Source organism: Bacteroidota bacterium, from assembly GCA_030706565.1.
Taxonomy (GTDB): Bacteria; Bacteroidota; Bacteroidia; order Bacteroidales; family JAUZOH01; genus JAUZOH01.
In genome coordinates, this window is the sequence record JAUZOH010000025.1 from 1 (window position 1) to 20,018 (window position 20,018).

Below are 20,018 nucleotides of genomic sequence, written 5' to 3' on the forward strand. Positions count from 1 at the left end.
CCCCTCCTGGAATCCATTAATAATAGTCATTAAAATCGGTCAACGAATGTTTTACCCTTGAATTTGCCGCAGAACGTAAGTTCTGTTAATCCCTTTAGCCTGTATATATTGCAGATTAAACAAATTGGGCATTTAATTCATATTGAAATTTAATGGTTTCATCAAAAAAATAAATAAAATCATTCCTTGAAAATTAATATTTCCATATTTTTAAATAACACAAATTAGATTTTTTATAACTTTACGAACAAACCTGATTAAATGGATATAAAAGATTTTTATTTGGAAGGAACCAAAAATACCCCGGAAATCCAGTTCCGTTGCAATGGGAATATGTTAATAAAAGGTCGTTCAATTCCTGAAGATCCGGCAAAATTTTATGTGGTTATAGAAGGCTGGGTAAAAGATTATGCGTTAAACCCGCAAGCGCTGACTACTATAGATATTGAATTGGAATATTTTAACAGCGGGTCATCCAAATCCCTTTTATTGATTTTCCGCGATTTGTCAGAGGTCTGCAACAACGGCCATAAACTGGTTATCAACTGGTATTATGAAGAAGGCGATGACGACATACTCGAAAGAGGCGAATATTATGCCAGTCTTGTAAATGCGAAATTTAATTTTATTGAAGTTAAGCAGGCTTAAGTTTAATCCTCTAAACTTTCATAATAGCTAAGAACTTTGACCAGGCTGTCGTTTTCTTTCAGATTCAGCCTATGTCCTTTTATGAACTTCTTCAGCATGGGTGCTTGATCATTGAGCAGATTAAGAATATCTTTTTGGCCTGATTTCAACTTATAAATATTCCCATTCTTTTTTTTCAGAAAAAGCAAATCGTTATTTATAAATTCGTCATCTTTTACTTTAACCCGGCTGGCAGATTTCTCACCTGCTTTAATATATTCCTTGAGCCTGACTTTAAAAAGCAGATTTTTCCCATGATAAATATCTTCTACAAATTTTTCCTGACGACTTTTGTCCTCTTTCAAACTGATGACTACTTTTTTAAATTCATTCTGTTGCTTTGAATCCGGGTTTTCTAAAACGAAATGGTCAATGATTTTTTTCTCTATCCTAAAAGAATCTCTGGAAACCGTGTCCAAATAATGAAGTTCATCTTTGTAGCAATTATATTTTAAACGTACATTTTTGATGATTTTACCGGGATAGAGGTATAAATCGCCCTTTTGCCAGTCCGGGTATAGGTAAGGCGAACCTTTTATCCCCTCATAATTGTCATAGTAGGGGTGAAGCATGTTGCTGTAAGCTGGCGACGACAGTTGATCGGCACTGATAAAAACAGTATTCCCGTTTTGTTGGGCACTGGCTATAAGAGCAATTGTCAGCAGGAAACTGAAGAAGAAAGTTTTTTTCATGGTTTTGGTCTCCTTTTTACAGCAATGCCCTGTATAATTTGAAATAAATCAGAATTATACAGGACCTTAGGAAGAGGTTTAAATTTATTTCCTGAAAGTTTTTACTGAGTTTGCCTGTGCCGTTGGCATGATAATCATATCATTGATGTTTACATGCGGTGGACGGGTAACTACAAAAAGAATAGCATCGGCAATATCATCTGCACCAAGAGGGGTAAGCCCTTCATAAACCTTGTCGGAGCGTTTTTTGTCCCCTTTAAACCTGACCATGGAGAATTCGGTTTCAACCATGCCGGGATCGATTGAAGTAACTTTTATGTTGTAGGGCAGCAGATCGATGCGCATACCCTTAGTGAGTGCATCAACTGCATGTTTGGTGGCACAATAGACATTCCCGTTTTCATAAACTTCTTTACCTGCAATGGATCCAAGATTGATGATATGTCCGCTTTTATTTTTGACCATTGAAGGAGTTACACAGCGGGTAATATATAGTAATCCTTTGACATTGGTGTCGATCATCTGTTCCCAATCGTCAATGCTCCCTTCCTGAATGGGATCAAGACCAGCAGCCAGGCCGGCATTATTGACCAGGACATCAATCTTGCTCCATTTTTCGGGAAGTCCGTTAATTGCTTCAGAAACTTCTTTTTGTTTCCTGACATCAAAATTAAGGGTCAGCACTTCAATGCCCGGAATCTCTTTGCTTATTTCATTTTTAAGTGCTTCGAGCAAATTGCTTCTTCTTCCTGTGATAATTATATTGTATCCGTTTTGTGCCAGTTTTTTTGCAACGGCTCTGCCAATTCCTGAAGTGGCTCCTGTGATTAAGGCTGTTTTATTCATTTTTTTATGCTTTATTCCTGCAAAATAAAATATAATTTTGTAAAAAAGGCATTTTCTCTTCGATAAAAATATAAATCGGGTCATTGAAGGAAAGTATCCTGATTTTTAATGATATAAAATCGGGAAAAATGACAGGCATAAATTTTTGTTAATTTATCTTTGTCCACAAAACACATAAAGTATGTTGCCGAAAGAAAAAACAGACGAAATGACTCAAAAATCAGGAGTTTCTCCTGAGGAGTTTGACCGGATAAAAGGGATATTGGGGAGAACCCCCAATCAGACGGAGCTATACATTTTTGCTGCAATGTGGTCGGAGCATACCTCTTACCGGCATTCCCTGAAATGGATAAAAAAATTGCCCAGAAAAGGCGATTGTGTATTGGTTGAAGCGGGAACCGAAAATGCAGGGTTGATCAGTATTGGTAACGGGTTGGCCTGTGCTTTTAAGATAGAATCGCACAATCATCCCTGTGCAGTCGAACCTTTCCATGGCGCTTCTACAGGGGTTGGGGGAATCAACCGCGATATTTTCACCATGGGGGCAAAGCCCATCGCTCAGTTAAATTCGTTAAGGTTTGGAAATCTGAATTCAAAACTTGCCCGCCAGTACATGAAGAAGGTTATACAAGGTATTGGGTATTACAATAATGCCTTTGGAACCCCCATGATAGCCGGGGAGATATTTTTTGATGGTTCTTTTACTCATAATCCCCTGGTCAATACCATGTCGGTTGGCATTGTTAAAGAGGATTCATATATCAGGGCTGTTTCCAAAGGGGCAGGCAATTTGGTATACCTGCTTGGAGCACCCACCGGCGAGGATGGAATCAGGGGAGCCTTATTTGCTTCAAAGGAAATAACCGGGGATTCAGTGCAGGAGTTGGCTTCGGTCCAGGTGGGCGATCCTTTTATAGAGCGGCTTCTGCTAGAGGCAATTCTGGAGATGAACGAAACCGGAGCCATTGCCGGCATGCAGGATTTGGGTGCTTCAGGCATAGCCTGTGCCGTTGCTGAAATGTCTGCGAAAGGCCATCTCGGGATGAAGATTGATCTGGATAAAATACCTTTACGAAGTATAGATATGGATCCCTGGGAGATTGTTCTTTCTGAAACACAGGAACGAATGATTTTAGTTGTTAAAAAGGGGCAGGAGAAAAAAATAGAAGCTGTTGCTGCCAAATGGAATTTGATTTGTACGCAAATAGGGGAGGTGATTAAGGAAACCAATCTTCTTTTTTATAACGGGAGCCGGAAAGTTGCAGAGCTTCCTGTAATGGCCGTTAATTCCGGCGATGTCGCAACTGTTGATGAAAGAGAAGACAAAGAGCCTGAATTTTATCAGGAGCTGAAAAGCTTTTCCATTCAATCTGTTCCTGAGCCCAAAAATTTGAAGGAAGTTTTCTTCTCTTTGTTGAAAAATCCCAATTTGGCATCTAAACGCTGGATTTATGAACAATTTGATACCATGGCCGGAGTAGGCAATATGGCCGCCAACTTTCCTTCTGATGCAGGTGTGGTTAATGTTAAAGGCACTGACAGTGCATTATTGATGACTGTCGATTGCAATGGCCGTTATGTGAAGGCCAACCCCGGCAGGGGTACTCAGATTGCAGTTGCCGAAGCTGCACGTAACATCGTTTGTACCGGAGGCGAACCTTTGGCCGTGACTAACTGTATGAATTTCGGGAATCCTGAAAATCCAGAAGTCTACTGGCAGTTTGTTTCGGCAATTAAGGGAATGGCAAAAGCCTGTTCCCACTTTAATTTGCCTGTGACCGGAGGAAATGTAAGTTTTTACAATCAATATCAATTTAAGGGCGAAACGGTACCGGTGATGCCTACCCCGGTAATCGGAATGGTGGGATTATTGAAGGATAAAAACAACCACATGACCCTTGCTTTCAAGAGCAAAGGGGATATGATTTACCTGGTCGGGAAATCCAAAAATGATATTTCCTCTTCTGAATATTTGCATAGTTATCATCATATTGAACAATCCCCTGCACCCTGTTTTAATCTTGAGGAAGAGTTAAAAGTGCAACAGGTTGTAAAATCGCTTATCCAACATCATTTGATCCGTTCCTGTCATGATGTTTCTAATGGCGGGCTGATAATGACCCTCGTGGAATCTGCAGTAGCAAGGAATTTGGGTTTTGATATCACCACCGACGCAGAAATCAGGACCGATGCTTTTTTATTTGGCGAATCGCAAAGCCGTATAGTGGTTTCTGTGGCCTCCTCACGCGAAACCGAATTTCTGGATTTTATGATGTCAAGGGATGTGCCTTATTCGGCCCTAGGGCATGTTACTAAGGAAGAATTAAGAATAGATGATGTTTCCTTTGGCTTTATCAGTGACATTAAGAAGGAATATGAAAATGCCCTGGAAGTTTCTTTGAACGAACCGACAATAATTTAGTTTAATTTAAAATTTTTCAGATTGAATATAAAACCATACAAGACAGCTGATTCTGCAAAAAAAGTTCAGATAGAGCAGATGTTTGATCATATTGCTCCTCATTATGATTTTTTAAACCACTTTCTTTCCTTTGGGATTGACCGTTGTTGGCGCCGGAAAGCCATAGGAAAGTTAAAATCCTTCCATCCCGGTACTGTCCTTGATGTGGCTTCAGGAACCGGTGATTTGGCCCTTGAGGCTTTTAGGAGGTTGAAACCGGGAAAAATTGTAGGAATAGATATTTCCGAGCAGATGCTTGAATCAGGAAGAGTAAAATTAAGGCGTCTGGGATTGGAAAACGAGATAGAACTGATCAAGGCCGATGTTGAAAAGCTTCCCTTTGCTGATAATAGCTTTGATGCTGTAATGGTAGCCTTTGGCGTGAGAAATTTTGAAAACCTCAAACAGGGCCTGAGTGAAATGAGAAGGGTGATAAAACCAGGAGGTAAGGCCGTTATTCTTGAGTTTTCAACTCCTTCCAATAAATGGTTTAATCGTTTGTACCATTTATACTCTTTTACGGTTCTGCCTTTTTTGGGAAAGCTTGTTTCTTCCGATTCATCTGCCTATCAGTACTTGCCTGAGTCGGTCAAGGCTTTCCCTTCAGGAACCCGGTTTACCGGTATCATGGCATCAGTGGGGTTTAAAAATGAGAATTTTAAGGAGCTGACGATGGGAATTGCTACAATTTATTTCGCGGAGAAATAACATCACAACAATAGCAAATTTTGAACGTTTTTTTAAATGCCAATTTATAGCTAAAGCAATTGAAAAAATCTATTCGACTTTGTTTTCTGTTATGGGGGATGGTTATATTTATAACTCCTGGCGGTTTTGCCCAAAAGACAAGGCCACAGAACGATCCCGGCTATGACTTTAAGCCCTTGCATTTTGGTTTTACAATTGGCATTAATACAATGGATTTTATTGTTAAAAATTCCGGTCAACCTGTTGATGCCTCCGGTAAAATATTATATGCCGATGTCAGTGATCTTCAACCCGGATTTCAGGTGGGTATTGTTTCGGATCTGAGATTGGGCGAGTATTTTAATTTGCGGTTTTTGCCAGGTATTTCCTTTGGGCAAAGGAATTTCAAGTTTTATTATTACGACAGCAATGCCCAAAATACAAAGACAGAATATGAACCTTCGACGCCACAGGTTGTTGAATCATCATATATAGAACTGCCATTGCTGGTCAAATACAAGGCTAAGCGCCTGAACAATTACAGGCCTTACCTGATTGCAGGGCCTGATTGCCGCATCGATATGTCCTCGCGCAGGGGATATGATGATGAAAAACATATTTACATGAGATTGAAACGATGGGATTTATATGGTGAAACAGGTTTTGGCATAGATTATTACCTCAAATATTTTAAATTTTCGACAGAATTAAAAGTTGCTTATGGACTGCGTGATGTCCTGGTTCATGATCCTGCCCAGGGAAATCCCCATTATGTGGAAGCAATAGACAGGCTGAATTCGTCCATGATCATTCTTTCTTTTCATTTTGAATAATTTTGTCAGACAGATTTTCTAAATAAACGATTGTGCAAAAAGAGATTACAATAATACTTTCGCCTTATGAGGCTTCTTCCAGGGATTTATATATTGCCCAGGTTGCAAGGAAGTTGTCGGTACAGGTCAATCAAATAAATCACATACGGATTTTAAGGCGTTCGGTAGATGCGCGCTCCGGTAAAGTAAAAGTCAACCTGGGCCTGTTGGTCTTTGTTGATGAAATGCCGGTTGATGAGGCAGAGTCCTATCATTTCGATTATCCTGATGTTTCAAATAAAGAAGAAATCATTATTGTAGGGGCAGGCCCAGCAGGTTTGTTTGCGGCCCTCAGGCTTATAGAACTGGGTTTTAAGCCCGTGATTTATGAAAGGGGGCGCGAAGTGAGCGACCGCAAACGGGACATTGCCCAACTTAACAGAAATAATTCCTTAAATCCTGATTCAAACTATTGTTTTGGAGAAGGTGGTGCAGGTACCTTTTCTGACGGAAAACTTTATACCCGCTCGAAGAAAAGAGGAGATAATAAAAAAGTTCTTCAGATTTTTCATCTGATGGGAGCCGGGGAAAATATTCTATATGAGGCACATCCACATATTGGTACCGACAAGCTTCCGAAAATAATTGTCAATATCAGGGAAACAATTTTGCGGGCCGGAGGGGAGATACATTTTAATACCCGGGTAACGGATTTGATTGTTGATTCGGATCAGGTAAAAGGCATAGTAGCCGGAGATGTCCGCCGGAATGCCAGGGCGGTTATTTTGGCTACCGGCCATTCGGCTCGCGACATCTATGAATTGCTCGACCGCAGGAATGTTTTATTGGAAGCTAAGCCTTTTGCCATGGGGGTGAGGGTGGAACATCCGCAACCCCTCATTGACAATATTCAGTACCATGGCCAGCGCAACCAATATTTGCAGGCTGCTTCGTATAACCTGGTAACCCAGGTTAATGACCGGGGGGTGTATTCTTTTTGTATGTGCCCCGGTGGGTTTATTGTCCCCTCGGCTACTTCGCCTGATGAAACCGTGGTGAACGGGATGTCGCCTTCCCAAAGAAATTCGCCCTATGCGAATTCAGGCATTGTGGTTGAAATACGGCTGGAGGATTTAACGGATTTTCAGCAATACGGAACACTTGCCGGGTTGAAATTTCAGCAACAATTCGAGCAGTTGGCCTTTAATAACGGGGGTAAGGGACAAATTGCCCCTGCCCAGCGGCTTTTGGATTTTGTAAGGCAGAGGCCTTCTTCCATGCTTCCCAAAACTTCTTATTTCCCTGGCGTTGCATCTTCTTCGATGCATAATTGGATCCCTGCCTCCATTTCAAACCGGCTCAGGAAGGGTTTTATCCGCTTTGACCAGATGATGAAAGGCTTTCTGACCAATGAGGCGGTGATTGTCGGGGTAGAGTCGCGCACCTCTTCTCCCGTCAGGATTCCCAGGAATAAGGATACTTTTGAGCATGTACAGGTAAAAGGTTTATTCCCCTGTGGTGAAGGGGCCGGATATTCGGGAGGTATAGTCTCTTCGGCCGTTGACGGGGATTTGTGTGCCACAAGGATTGCCGAACTTCTATAATAATGACCTTCTCCTGAATTCTGAACATACAATTGCCGTAGCAACTGAAACATTAAGCGATTCCGAAGTCTTCCTCCCCCCGGTAAACGAAGGAATGAAAAGTTTTTCATTGATGAAGGTTCCTATTTCGGCCGATATGCCCTGGGATTCGTTTCCCATTACGATCAATCCTTTTTGTTCCAAGTCTTTTTCATAAATATTATTCCCTTCAAGGAAGGTGCCGTAAATCTTAAAACCGGGAATGCGGGTAAAATAATTCATCAGTTCAATCAGGGGGGTGTAATGCACCTGAATGCGGAATATCGCACCCATTGTCGCTTGTACAACCTTGGGATTATAAACATCAACACTATTGGGCGAACAAAAAATATGTTCAATTCCAAACCAGTCGGCAAGACGCATGATTGTTCCCAGATTGCCGGGATCCTGCAGATTATCCAGAACAAGTGAAAGTCTGCTGCTGATCTCCTCCATTTGGTATGAATATTGCGGTATTTTCGCCACAGCCAAAACCTGATTGGGGGTGGTGAGTGAGCTGATGCGGTTTAATTCCGCTTCGCTGATGGCAATTATTTCTTTCACATTTGCAGAAGCGGGCATAACCCGGTTTAGCCAGGGTGATAAGCCTAAAACAGATTCTATTTCAAGGGAAGATGAAAGCAATTCGTTGACCAGCTTATCGCCTTCGACAATAAAGTACCCTGATTCTTCTCTAAACTTCTTTTTTTTTAGAGAGTTGATAAATTTAATCTTATTTTTGTCAAGCACAGAGTTTGAGTTTAAAAATGTAAAAATAGCAAACAAAAATTATTATTTCATTCTTGTCCGGGAGAACTTATATTTCACCGGCTTCAACAAGGATAAAAACAGATTAGTCTGGAATTCCGTTGTGGGGAAATATTCCGGGGACAAATAATGAATTTTAACAGTTTTAAAGTAATTCGTAATAACATTTAACCGTTAGTCCTATAAATTTAAATTATAACAGGCTTTAAGAAGAATGGTTCAGAGCAGAAAAAATAAAATAATAAAGGTTAAGAATTGTTTTATCGGGCTGATTTTTGTTATGATGCTTTTTTCTTGCCGTTCAACAAAATATGTACCGGATGGAAAATATTTACTGGAACAATGGAAAGTGGTCAATCTGGAGCCGGAACATTTAGCGCACAGTGAGTTGAATAAAAAAAACATAAATTCATATATAAAGCAGAAATCCAATAAAACCATTTTAGGATTTAAATTCCATCTCTGGTTATATAACAGGTCGAATTTAAAAAAAGAGAACTGGCTGAATCGCACTCTCAGACAGATAGGAGAAGAACCTGTAATCTGGGATAAAGACCTTACTGAAAAAAGCAACAACCAGATATCTCTTTATCTGATGAATAAAGGGTATTATGATGCGAAAGTCAGGGATACCGTTTATTTTAACAGGAAGAGAGCTTATGTTGACTATTATATAAAACCCGGTCAACCTTATAAAATCGGCAATATTTCCTATTATTTTGAGGATACCTCCCTTCGTCAGTTGGTGTTGGCCGATACCCTGAACAGGCTATTCAGGAGAAACAGCTATTTTAATGTTGATGTTTTGCAGAAAGAACGTGAAAGGCTTGAAAGTCTCTTAAAGAATAACGGGTATTACCGTTTCTCGAAAGAATATGTTTATTATGAAGCCGACAGTTCCAGATCAAAACGTAAAATTGACCTGGTGGTAGGGATTAAAAAATTTCTGGCTCATGCTACCGATACGGTTGGCAGTGCTTTTCATCCCAAATATCAGATTCAAAATATATCGGTTTATCCTGATTTTGATCCCAAGGGGAATATAGGTGCAAAGGGTGAAATGCTTTTTAAGGACACCTTAATTTATGAAAATTTTAAGTTCATTTATAATTCCCCGCTATGGATTAAGCCTCAGGTCATTTCCCAGGCAATATTTTTAAGTCCCGGGCATTTATTTGATCAGCGGAATTCAGATGAAACATACAAACATCTGTCCTCGCTAAGGGTATTTAAGTTTGTTAATATTCAATATAATGACCTGGCGAGGGATACTTCAAATACAGGAAAGTTAAAACCCTTAAATTGTGCCATTCAGCTTTCCCCGTTTTTGCCACAATCTTATTCTACTGAGGCAGAACTTACAATTTCATCGGGTTACCTTGGGGGGGCAGCAAATTTGAATTACCAGCATAAAAATTTATTCAGGGGGGCTGAAACGTTAGACCTGAAATTAAGAGGGGCTGTTGAGGCTGTTAAGCAGAATGGCCTGTCCCAGTTGAAGCATGCAACTGAATTGGGTACCGAGGCCACTATCCGGGTGCCAAAGTTTCTTCTACCATTCAAAGGTGAGAAATTTGTGAAAAAGTACGATCCTAAAACGGATATTTCCACTGCCTACAATTATCAGCGCCGTCCCGATTATACAAGGACGCTGGTTACACTTTCCTTTGGGTATAATTGGCGGGGGTATAAATATGTTACCCATGTTGTCGATCCCATTGATGTGAATTTTGTAAACCTTCCCGTGATTGACAGCTCTTTTGCCAAAAGCATCAAAGGAACCTATCTGGAATATAGTTATAAAAACCAGATGATCGTGACCACCAGTTATTCAGGTACTTTCAATAACCAAAACCTGAAAAAAAACAATAATTTCATTTTTGCAAAGCTGAATCTGGAATCTGCAGGAAATTTACTTTCAACTGTTAACCGTATTGCCAATAATCCTAAAGTGGAAGGGAATTATAAGATCTTCAATACGCGGTATGCCCAATATGTCAGAGGTGATTTGGATTTCAGGTACAATCAGATAATAGACGACAACAATTCTGTGGTTTACAGGGGCTTTATCGGAATTGGCATCCCTTATGGAAATTCCACAGCCCTGCCATTTGAGAAGAAATATTTTTCGGGAGGGGCAAACAGCATACGGGCATGGCATGTACGTTCACTGGGTCCCGGATCCTATAAGGAAACAGAAATATTTTCATTTCCAAACAGTACAGGAGATATGAAATTGGAAGCCAACCTTGAGTATCGTTTCAAGATGTTTTGGATTCTTGAAGGTGCCTTTTTCCTTGATGCCGGTAATGTATGGGATATAAAAAAACAGGCCGACAGGCCTGGCGCAAATTTTGAATGGAGCCGTTTCGGCCGTGAAATCGCTATTGGCAGCGGCCTGGGGATGAGGTTGAATTTTTCCTATTTTATTTTCCGTTTCGATACGGGACTGAAATTGCGCGACCCGCTGGCCACTTATCCGGATAAATGGATTATGGGAAACCGCGGTTTTAATCACAATGATTTGGGATATAATATTGCCATCGGTTATCCTTTCTAAAAAATATAAAATTAAGTATAAAAAAAGCTTCGTAAGTATTAGTTACGAAGCTTTTTCAGGTTAATATAATTATAAATTTTTAGAGAATTCTATAATTATGCTTTGTTGTCGCTACCCAATACGTTAAGCACTTTGTGACTGTATAATTCAATAAGAGAGTCACGGGCAGGGCCTAAGTATTTACGGGGATCAAATTCTGAAGGTTTTTCAACAAATACCTTACGGATAGCAGCAGTCATAGCTAAACGGCCATCAGAATCGATATTGATTTTGCAAACAGCTGATTTTGCAGCTTTTCTTAACTGATCTTCAGGTACACCGGCTGTATCTTCTAGTTTGCCACCGTATTTGTTGATCTGTGCAACGATGTCCTGAGGAACAGAAGAGGAACCGTGCAATACGATAGGAAATCCGGGAAGGCGTTTTTCAACTTCTTCAAGGATATCAAATCTCAGCGGGGGAATAGCTTCACCCGGTTTCACTTTGAATTTGTAAGCGCCGTGTGAGGTGCCGATTGAAATAGCTAATGAATCAACACCTGTCTTTTTGGTGAATTCAATAACTTCTTCGGGTTGGGTGTAGTTGCTGTGTGCAGCAGAAACTTCATCTTCTATACCGGCCAAAACGCCCAATTCGCCTTCAACGGTTACATCATATTGATGTGCAAATTCAACGACTTCCTTAGTAAGTTTAATATTATCTTCAAATGAATAGTGGGAACCGTCGATCATTACTGAAGAAAAACCGGTTTCTATACAAGATTTTGCCAATTCGAATGAATCACCATGATCCAGGTGCAGACAAATAGGAATAGCACAACCAAGTTCTTTGGAAAATTCTACAGCACCCTGAGCCATATATCTGAGGATGGTTTGGTTTGCATATTGGCGGGCACCTTTAGAAACTTGCAAAATCACAGGGGATTTTGTATTAACGCAAGCAGTGATAATAGCTTGCAACTGTTCCATGTTGTTGAAGTTGAAAGCTGGTATGGCATATTTACCTGCCATGGCCTTCTTAAACATCTCTCTGGTGTTAACCAGGCCTAAATCTTTATAATGTACCATAACTTTTTTTATTTGTTTAAAAACTTGCGAAAGTTATATCATTTTATACTAATCTACAAATGATTTGATACTTTCCAAATTATGGCCCTTTGTTTTCGCTTACCTTTGCTGGAAAATATTCATTTTTTTATTTCATGGATTCAAAAGCATTTAATTATATAAATCGATTTGCAAAAATTAAAATGTTAAATTATTGCTATGTTATTTGAGACCAGGCTTACAATTACTTGTATATTTAATCTTCCGGATTTATTAAAAGTTTTGAAAAAAAATAATTTTGTATTTCATTTGCTGAAATTCTGGTGTTCCAAATATGAAAAATACAGTGCATGGATTTTGCAGTGATATCGTTTTTGTATTCAAAATACTAAAAGCTGAAGGAAAAACCGGATTTTCATCTGATCCTGTTTTATATTAATTTCTATGATCCAAACCTTAAATCAATGGGACATCAACTTGTTCCTTTTTCTTAACGGACTGCATTCATCATTTTGGGATCCGTTTATGTATTTTATAAGCGGTATTCCACAATGGATGCCACTTTACATGGTGTTAATTTATTTTATTATTAAGAAATTTAAGTTCAAGGCAGTATATATCCTGCTGGCAGTGGTTTTATTGATTGTCCTGAGCGACCAGATATCTTCAGGAATCATTAAAAATGCAGTGCAAAGGCTCAGGCCAAGCCATAACCCAGATATCCTGGCTTTGGTGCATACTTTACATAATTATGCCGGGGGAAGTTATGGTTTCGTCTCTTCCCATGCGTCCAATACATTTGCCCTGGCCACTTTTATGTCATTCCTGTTCAAAAACAAATATTTTTCCATCTCAATATTTTTTTGGGCCGCTCTTGTTTCATATAGCCGTATCTATCTTGGGGTGCATTATCCCGGTGATATTCTTTGCGGTGCTATTCTCGGAGCGGGCTTGGGATTCGGATTGTATCACTTTTCGCAATTTCTCATCAGGAAAAATTATTTCAAACTCAAATTATCCGAACCTGAATAAAACTGTTCCCTTATGTTGTGTATTCTGAATGATTCAACCGATCCGTTTTTTAATATGGCTGCTGAAGAATTCCTGCTCAAGGAATGCAGTGATGATATTTTCAGGTTATGGTTTATGGAACCGACCATTTCTGTGGGTAAACATCAAAATACACTTGCGGAAATCAATATGGATTACGTAAAAGCGAAGAGACTAAAAGTTGTCCGTCGTTTGTCGGGTGGAGGAGCGGTTTTTCATGATCTGGGCAACCTGAATTATACTTTTGTCATGAATGGTGAGGAAGGCAATTTGATCAATTTTGAACGTTTTACTCTTCCTATACTTGAGGTTCTTCACCAACTTTCGGTGAATGCAAAATTTGAAGGCCGCAATGACCTGACCATAGGCGGAAGAAAATTTTCCGGAAATGCCGAAGGAATATATAAAAACAGGGTGCTTCACCACGGAACATTGCTTTTTTCCTCGGTTATGGCCGATGTATCCGGTGCATTGAAGGTCAGTCCTTCGAAATTTGAAGATAAGGCTGTAAAATCTGTTCAAAGCAGGGTGACCAACATCAGCGAACATCTTTCACAAAATATTGACGTTCATGAATTTAAAGACATGATCCTTCGTCATATTCAGCAAACATGGACTGATTGTAAGCTTTATAGTTTTTCTGAAAGCGACCTGCAAAAAATTAACCAACTGGTCAAAGAAAAATATTCGACGTGGGAATGGAATTTTGGTTCTTCACCCAGGTATAATTTTCAGAAAACCATTAAAACTAAGGGGGGACATGTTGAATTTTACCTGAATGTGGAAAGAGGTATGATTCTGGAAGCCAGAATTATGGGCGATTATTTCAGTAGTGCTGATGTGGCTGAAATAGAAAAGGCCCTTTGCAACCTCCCACACCGTGAGTCAGTTATTCGAACCCGGTTGTCGGCATTCGACATTGACCGGTATTTTCATCGTATCACCCTTGATGAGCTTATTCCCGGGATGTTTTAATCCTGTTTTAACCTCGTAATAAAAAAGTCGCGGTTAAAGATGAGATGCAATCCGTAGCTGTAATCAAAATTATGGTCTTTCATTCCGTAGTAACTTTCGAATCTTAGGCTTAAAGCTATCCCTTTAGCAATATACTTTTCATAAGCCAGTTTAAAATTCAGCAATTGCCTGTTTTTTTCAGTATACATGGAATCGACTGTTGACACTGACCGGAACATGGGCTCTCCTTTCAGTGAAAAGAATTTGTTACCGGCCCAATAGGCGCACATCATCTTAAAACATTGAGATTCCAGGTTCAGGCAGGGATACAGGCCAAAGCCGCTATTGAATTTTTGTTGTTTGTTGGGCGACAAATCATGATAGTCGATGAGCCATCCCTGAAAATTGATTTTTTTAATGAAACTTTCTGGCCTGTTCCAATCCAGGCTCAGAGCTGATCCCAGGTTTGCAATAGTCTGCAAAGGTTGATCCTTATTGGCGTTAATCTGCCCGCCATGATGTGTAATGATGGTCTGTATGGGGATTGAAACAGTCAGTTTTTTGTCTTTGTCATTTAACCATATCTTTGATGAGGTTCCCTGACAAAGCTGCTCTTGATAGGGAGATCCCTGGAAAATGAATCTTTCCCATTCCAGCCAGATATCAGATTCTATCCTGGAAGTTTTGTACAAAAATTGTACTCCGTTTTCAACAGGGTGGTTGTACGAATTTTCGAACTGATATACAGGTTCGATTAATTTATGGTTTAAACCGCCATAAATACTTCCCATCACTACATCGAGCTGCGGCAATAACTTGTATTGAAAGGAAAAAACAGGCAGTACATCACTAAACTTATTGATTCCTGAATATTTTAATAATTGTACCCCGCCTGAAATTCTGATTCTTGAGGTTGGGGAATAAACCAGTTCTGGTTTAAGCAAATATCCGATTTCCGTATATCCTACTACTATTTTATTGAAATATTCATTGTTTTTAAAAAAATTTGTGTTTTCAGTACGAAACAGGAGTTTCCCGCTATCAGCAGGGTTTATTTCTTTATTATTGGAATAAAATACGGAATTGTCGATTTGTCCAAAAAGGCAACAACTCTGAAACAACAAAACAGAACTTAATACGTTTTTTAAAAAGTTTAACATTATTATGTTTTTTACCTGGATAGAAAAGTCAATGATTTTATTTGCATGTAAATATGGCTAAAAATCATTGATTAAGCGGCATCATTTAACAATCTTTCACAATTTAATTGTTTGGTATTCCATTGACTTTGGAAAAAAATCAGTTTATTTGTCTTTAATTTGAAATAAAATTACTAATTCGGAAATAAAAATAACCGCTACACAAAACAATTATTTAATGAAGAAGTACAGACTAATCAACAACATTGTTGGCTGGGTAGTATTCATCATTGCTTCGGTGGTATATATTTCGACTATCGAATCGACAGCCAGTTTTTGGGACTGTGGCGAATTTATCGCTACAGCATTTAAACTTGAAGTAGGACATCCACCCGGAGCACCTTTCTTTATGATTTTTGCACGTTTGTTCTCCTTATTTGCCGGAGGCAATGTTGCCAAAGTACCTGTTATGGTTAATATTTTATCAGCTTTGGCCAGTGGATTTACTATTTTGTTCTTGTTCTGGACTATTACGCATTTAGCCAAGAAAATAATAGCGAAATCATCGGATACACTTTCTACCGGGCAGTTAATAGCCATTATGGGCAGTGGTATCGTTGGTGCCCTGGCTTATACATTTACTGATAGTTTCTGGTTTTCAGCTGTTGAAGGTGAAGTTTATGCTTCTTCCTCTTTCTTTACGGCCATTGTATTCTGGGCCATTTTGAAGTGGGAAGATGTGGCCGATCAGAAACATGCCAATCGATGGATAATTTTTATAGCCTATATGATGGGGCTTTCCATTGGAGTGCATTTGCTTAACCTGTTGACCATTCCTGCCCTTGTGATGGTGTATTACTTTAAAAAATATCCCGTTACCAAAGCAGGTATATTCAAAATGTTGCTCATTGCCGTATTGCTACTGGGCGGAGTGATGTATGTTATTATTCCGGGAGTATTTGTAGTAGCATCGTGGTTTGAATTGTTTTTTGTCAACACCTTGCATTTTGGATATAATTCGGGCGTAATTGTTTATTCCATCTTATTGATTGGCCTGGTGGTTTGGGGTAATTATTATACCTACAAGAAAAAGAAAGTTCTAGCCAATACAGTGGTCTTGGCTATTACGGTTATCCTTATAGGTTATTCCTCATTTGCCATGACAATTATTCGTTCGGCTGCCGATCCTCCCCTGGATGAAGATGATCCGCATGACGTTTTCTCCCTGCTTTCTTATTTAAACAGGGAACAATATGGCGACCGTCCACTTTTGTATGGGCCGACCTATAACGCTCCAATCGTTGATTCCAAGGAAGGTAAACCTACCTATACCCAGTTAAACGGGAAGTATGTTGTGACAAACCGCGAAGTGAAGTACGTTTATGACGACAGGTTTAATACACTTTTCCCGAGAATGTACAGCAGGGAACAAAATCATGTTGCTTCTTATCAGGATTGGGCAGACGTTAAGGGTACACCAATTCAGGTTGAAGGAAATCAGAACAATCCTCAGGCTCAGGTGGTTTATAAACCTACTTTTGGTGAAAATATGAAGTTCTTCTTCCGTTATCAGATTGGGTACATGTACTTAAGGTATTTTATGTGGAATTTTGCCGGACGCCAAAATGATATGGAAGGAACGGATAAGGGAGATATCCTTCATGGAAACTGGATCTGTGGTATAAACTTTATTGATGAAGCCCGTTTAGGCCCTCAGGATAATTTACCTGACGATTTGAAAAATAATAAAGCCAGAAATACCTATTATCTTTTGCCCTTAATCTTAGGATTGATTGGTGCATTTTATCATTGGAGAAAATATCAACGGGATTTCTGGGTCGTTATGATGTTTTTCATTATGACGGGTTTGGCCATAGTGATATATTTGAATCAGACGCCTTATCAGCCGCGTGACCGGGATTATGCTTATGCGGGATCATTCTATGCTTTTGCTATATGGATTGGTATTGGAGTATTGGCCATTGCTGATTTCATCAAGAAGAAGGTGAAGGTTCCCGAAATACCGATTGCTGTTGTTACAACAGGCGTTTGCCTGTTGGCTGTTCCTTGTATTATGGCAGAACAAAACTGGGATGATCACAACCGTTCCGGACGATATACCTGCAGGGATTTTGCATATAACTATCTGAATTCCTGTGCACCCAATGCTATTCTATTTACCAATGGTGATAATGATACTTTCCCTCTTTGGTATATTCAGGAAGTTGAAGGAGTCAGAACGGATGTCAGGGTTTGTAATTTGAGTTACCTCAGTGCCGACTGGTACATCAAGCAGATGGGGTATAAAGCAAATCAATCTGATCCTTTGCCTATTTCAATGCCTTTTGAAAAATACCTGCAGGGGACAAGAGATGTGGTTTATCTGATGGATAGGATTAAGGATACCATTGATTTGAAGGAAGCAATGCAATTTGTTGCCAGTGATGATCCACAGACCAAACAGGTACCCAATTACAGCGGTTCCGTGGATTATATACCGGGCAAGAATCTTTCCCTCAAGGTTGATCGCAATATTGTGCTGGCAAATGGAACTGTCAGTAAGGACAAAGCAAAACTGATTGTTCCTGCTGTTAACTTCTCTATTCAGCAGCCATACATTACCAAGAGCGGTATGATGATCCTGGAGATGCTGGCACACAATAATTGGAAACGTCCAATTTACTTTGCCATCACCGTATCCAATGACAATTACCTGAATCTGGATCCTTATTTCCAGGTTGAAGGTTTGGCCTACAGGATTGTTCCTATTAAAGCAGCCAGTTCCAGTCAGGGTGAGTTGGGAACCATTGACACTAAGATTATGTACAACAATATGATCAATAAATTCAGGTGGGGTGGGGTAGATAATCCCAAAGTTTACCTGGATGAAAATAATCTGAGAATGTTGTCGAATTTCAGAAGTAATTTTGGCAGACTGGCTAATGCCCTGATAGACCAGGGAAAGAAGGACTCGGCAAGAGTAGTTCTGAACAGGTGTATGAAGATTATGCCTAATGAAAGAGTGCCTTTCAACTATTTTATTTTACCGATTGCTGAAGGTTATTACCGGTTGAAGGATAATGGCAATGCCAATAAACTGGTTGAAAAACTCTTGAGTATTACTGAAAGCAAGCTCAGGTATTATTTCAGTGTTCCACAGAGATTAGCCACCAAGCTTGACGAGGAAAAGAGGCTTAATCTTTATGTCCTGAAGGAAATGGGGCAACTTGCTCAGGCTTATAATCAGAAGGCTTTGTTGGCCAGGATTACATCATGTTTTGGGCAGTATATGAACCAATATGAAAGGACTGCACCGCAGCAGGGGCCAACTCAACAGCAACAACAGCAGCAGCAGCAGCAACAAGCACCTGCTAATGGGGATAATGGCCCTAATTAAGTTAACTACTGAGAATAATGTTTAAGGTTAAACCGCCTAAAATATTAAGAAAATTATTTCGTGCTCTTGTTTGGAATTATCCCAAACAAGAGCATGATATTATCTATCTTACCTTTGATGATGGGCCCTGTCCGGAAGTTACTCCATGGATTCTGGAAACCCTCCGCAAAGCCGATGTAAAAGCAACGTTTTTTTGTGTGGGCATGAATGTGGAAGAATATCCCGATTTATATTATCAAATCCTAAAAGAAGGACATGTGGTCGGAAATCATTCCTATAGTCATTTAAAAGGTTTTCGAGCTAACATACTGGAATATCTGGAAGATGTCGAGAAAGCCGCTTATTTGATTAACAGCAAGTTATTCCGTCCTCCTTATGGCAAAATAAGGCCTTCGCAAATGAGGCTGCTTAAAAATAAGTTCAAGATTATTATTTGGGATGTGATGAGCTGTGATTATGACCAAAATATCAGCGGAGAAAAATGCCTGGAAAATGTCATAAAAAATGCAAAATCCGGTTCAATTATTGTTTTTCACGATTCCCTGAAGGCAAAAGAAAATATGATGTATGCACTTCCCCGTGCCATTGATCATTTTAAGAAAAAGGGATATCAGTTTATGCTCCTCGATTAGGTTTTCTCAAATAAGCATCATAGAAATAAATGAACGGCCTGAGGATAAAATAGAGAAAGAACAATTTTTCAGGCAATTTAATAACATCCCAGTCTCCGGGTGTTGTCCTGACTTTGTTAAATACCCTGATTTTATAATTCCTGCTTTTCTGTAATTTTGTCAGATAAATAGTCCTGTTTATCCTTACTGCAAGTTTCCGGGTAACATATTTTTCCTCAGAGCTGTTAAGGGCCAGGTCCGCCTGTTTTACCAATCTTTCGATATTTTTATGACTTGAGTAATAATTTAGAATGGATGAAGGCAAAGGACTTTGAAAATATTTATTGGCTAAAACCAATCCCTGTACCAGGCTTCGTTCAACTCCTATCTTTAATGTAAAAGTCAGCATTTTGTCCCAATCTGTATCTGTCCAGCGAAAGGCGATCTCTGCCAGGTCCCTGAGCCAGAATAATCTGAACCACCGGTGATATGCCCCGTGCAGGCACAGGTATAAGATATTGGTCTCTTTCGACAATACAGTAACTTCATCATTTCCAAGTATTATGCTGGTTGCATTTTCCCAGATGCCTTCCTCTATGAATTTTTGATTCAAATAAAACAGTTTCCAATGCAGTTCCAGTAAGATCTTTTTTTCAGCATTCCAGTATTGGAATTCCTGTTCGTGC

General features: G+C 39.5%; 16 protein-coding genes. 10 read left to right on the plus strand and 6 right to left on the minus strand.

Annotation, left to right across the window (positions count from 1 at the left end):
* Positions 1-261 precede the first annotated feature (261 nt).
* Positions 262-648 carry a DUF1987 domain-containing protein gene (locus Q8907_02785; protein MDP4273185.1) on the plus strand — a complete coding sequence of 129 codons (387 nt, stop codon included), beginning with the start codon at positions 262-264 and terminating at the stop codon, positions 646-648.
* Between the two features lie 2 nt (positions 649-650).
* Here the strand turns inward: Q8907_02785 and Q8907_02790 are convergent, their stop codons facing one another.
* Together Q8907_02790 and Q8907_02795 are read right to left on the minus strand one after the other, a co-directional pair.
* Positions 651-1,379, minus strand: a complete 729-nt coding sequence (locus tag Q8907_02790) for a hypothetical protein (GenBank protein MDP4273186.1) — start codon at positions 1,377-1,379, stop codon at positions 651-653.
* A gap of 84 nt (positions 1,380-1,463) precedes the next feature.
* Positions 1,464-2,225 carry an SDR family oxidoreductase gene (locus Q8907_02795; GenBank protein ID MDP4273187.1) on the minus strand — a complete coding sequence of 254 codons (762 nt, stop codon included), beginning with the start codon at positions 2,223-2,225 and terminating at the stop codon, positions 1,464-1,466.
* Positions 2,226-2,406: 181 nt separating this feature from the next.
* Between Q8907_02795 and purL the strand changes: the two genes are divergently transcribed.
* From purL to Q8907_02815, 4 genes are all read left to right on the plus strand, one after another.
* Positions 2,407-4,647, plus strand: a complete 2,241-nt coding sequence (gene purL, locus Q8907_02800; protein MDP4273188.1) for a phosphoribosylformylglycinamidine synthase subunit PurL — start codon at positions 2,407-2,409, stop codon at positions 4,645-4,647.
* A gap of 21 nt (positions 4,648-4,668) precedes the next feature.
* Positions 4,669-5,394, plus strand: a complete 726-nt coding sequence (gene ubiE / locus Q8907_02805; protein MDP4273189.1) for a bifunctional demethylmenaquinone methyltransferase/2-methoxy-6-polyprenyl-1,4-benzoquinol methylase UbiE — start codon at positions 4,669-4,671, stop codon at positions 5,392-5,394.
* Positions 5,395-5,492: 98 nt separating this feature from the next.
* Positions 5,493-6,206 (plus strand): porin family protein, encoded by a 714-nt coding sequence (locus Q8907_02810; protein ID MDP4273190.1) that lies wholly within the window; start codon positions 5,493-5,495, stop codon positions 6,204-6,206.
* 32 nt (positions 6,207-6,238) lie between these two features.
* A complete protein-coding gene (locus tag Q8907_02815; protein ID MDP4273191.1) occupies positions 6,239-7,789 on the plus strand; it encodes an NAD(P)/FAD-dependent oxidoreductase in 1,551 nt (516 codons plus the stop codon).
* On the opposite strand, the gene Q8907_02820 is transcribed toward Q8907_02815, so the two are convergent.
* A complete protein-coding gene (locus tag Q8907_02820; GenBank protein MDP4273192.1) occupies positions 7,784-8,557 on the minus strand; it encodes an RNA methyltransferase in 774 nt (257 codons plus the stop codon). The two genes, Q8907_02815 and Q8907_02820, sit on opposite strands and share 6 nt — an antisense overlap.
* 298 nt (positions 8,558-8,855) lie before the next feature.
* Between Q8907_02820 and Q8907_02825 the strand changes: the two genes are divergently transcribed.
* Positions 8,856-11,135 (plus strand): BamA/TamA family outer membrane protein, encoded by a 2,280-nt coding sequence (locus Q8907_02825; GenBank protein MDP4273193.1) that lies wholly within the window; start codon positions 8,856-8,858, stop codon positions 11,133-11,135.
* A 95-nt stretch (positions 11,136-11,230) separates the two neighbouring features.
* Here the strand turns inward: Q8907_02825 and Q8907_02830 are convergent, their stop codons facing one another.
* Complete coding sequence (locus tag Q8907_02830; GenBank protein MDP4273194.1) at positions 11,231-12,202, minus strand: class II fructose-bisphosphate aldolase; 972 nt, start codon at positions 12,200-12,202, stop codon at positions 11,231-11,233.
* A 423-nt stretch (positions 12,203-12,625) separates the two neighbouring features.
* Here Q8907_02830 and Q8907_02835 point away from each other — a divergent pair, with 423 nt between their 5' ends.
* Positions 12,626-13,213 carry a phosphatase PAP2 family protein gene (locus tag Q8907_02835; protein MDP4273195.1) on the plus strand — a complete coding sequence of 196 codons (588 nt, stop codon included), beginning with the start codon at positions 12,626-12,628 and terminating at the stop codon, positions 13,211-13,213.
* A 12-nt stretch (positions 13,214-13,225) separates the two neighbouring features.
* Entirely contained in the window at positions 13,226-14,206 is a 981-nt protein-coding gene (locus Q8907_02840; GenBank protein MDP4273196.1) for a lipoate--protein ligase, read from the plus strand.
* Here Q8907_02840 and Q8907_02845 read toward each other — a convergent pair.
* A complete protein-coding gene (locus Q8907_02845; GenBank protein MDP4273197.1) occupies positions 14,203-15,345 on the minus strand; it encodes a hypothetical protein in 1,143 nt (380 codons plus the stop codon). The genes Q8907_02840 and Q8907_02845 overlap by 4 nt on opposite strands.
* Before the next feature lie 217 nt (positions 15,346-15,562).
* Here Q8907_02845 and Q8907_02850 point away from each other — a divergent pair, with 217 nt between their 5' ends.
* Both Q8907_02850 and Q8907_02855 read left to right on the plus strand, forming a co-directional pair.
* Positions 15,563-18,721: a DUF2723 domain-containing protein gene (locus Q8907_02850; protein MDP4273198.1), complete on the plus strand. Its 3,159-nt coding sequence runs from the start codon at positions 15,563-15,565 to the stop codon at positions 18,719-18,721.
* Positions 18,722-18,738: 17 nt separating this feature from the next.
* Entirely contained in the window at positions 18,739-19,353 is a 615-nt protein-coding gene (locus Q8907_02855) for a polysaccharide deacetylase family protein (GenBank protein MDP4273199.1), read from the plus strand.
* Here Q8907_02855 and Q8907_02860 read toward each other — a convergent pair.
* A partial coding sequence (locus Q8907_02860) for a nucleotidyltransferase family protein (protein ID MDP4273200.1) occupies positions 19,337-20,018 on the minus strand: 682 nt, incomplete at its 5' end. The two genes, Q8907_02855 and Q8907_02860, sit on opposite strands and share 17 nt — an antisense overlap.

What these genes read in the sequence shown, in the direction of transcription:
- Q8907_02785 (MDP4273185.1), top strand. Translation starts at nt 262, where the DNA reads ATGGATATAAAAGATTTTTATTTGGAAGGAACCAAAAATACCCCGGAA.
- Q8907_02790 (MDP4273186.1), bottom strand. Translation starts at nt 1,379, where the DNA reads ATGAAAAAAACTTTCTTCTTCAGTTTCCTGCTGACAATTGCTCTTATA.
- Q8907_02795 (MDP4273187.1), bottom strand. Translation starts at nt 2,225, where the DNA reads ATGAATAAAACAGCCTTAATCACAGGAGCCACTTCAGGAATTGGCAGA.
- purL (MDP4273188.1), top strand. Translation starts at nt 2,407, where the DNA reads ATGTTGCCGAAAGAAAAAACAGACGAAATGACTCAAAAATCAGGAGTT.
- Q8907_02810 (MDP4273190.1), top strand. Translation starts at nt 5,493, where the DNA reads ATGGTTATATTTATAACTCCTGGCGGTTTTGCCCAAAAGACAAGGCCA.
- Q8907_02825 (MDP4273193.1), top strand. Translation starts at nt 8,856, where the DNA reads ATGATGCTTTTTTCTTGCCGTTCAACAAAATATGTACCGGATGGAAAA.
- Q8907_02830 (MDP4273194.1), bottom strand. Translation starts at nt 12,202, where the DNA reads ATGGTACATTATAAAGATTTAGGCCTGGTTAACACCAGAGAGATGTTT.
- Q8907_02835 (MDP4273195.1), top strand. Translation starts at nt 12,626, where the DNA reads ATGATCCAAACCTTAAATCAATGGGACATCAACTTGTTCCTTTTTCTT.
- Q8907_02840 (MDP4273196.1), top strand. Translation starts at nt 13,226, where the DNA reads ATGTTGTGTATTCTGAATGATTCAACCGATCCGTTTTTTAATATGGCT.
- Q8907_02845 (MDP4273197.1), bottom strand. Translation starts at nt 15,345, where the DNA reads ATGTTAAACTTTTTAAAAAACGTATTAAGTTCTGTTTTGTTGTTTCAG.
- Q8907_02850 (MDP4273198.1), top strand. Translation starts at nt 15,563, where the DNA reads ATGAAGAAGTACAGACTAATCAACAACATTGTTGGCTGGGTAGTATTC.
- Q8907_02855 (MDP4273199.1), top strand. Translation starts at nt 18,739, where the DNA reads ATGTTTAAGGTTAAACCGCCTAAAATATTAAGAAAATTATTTCGTGCT.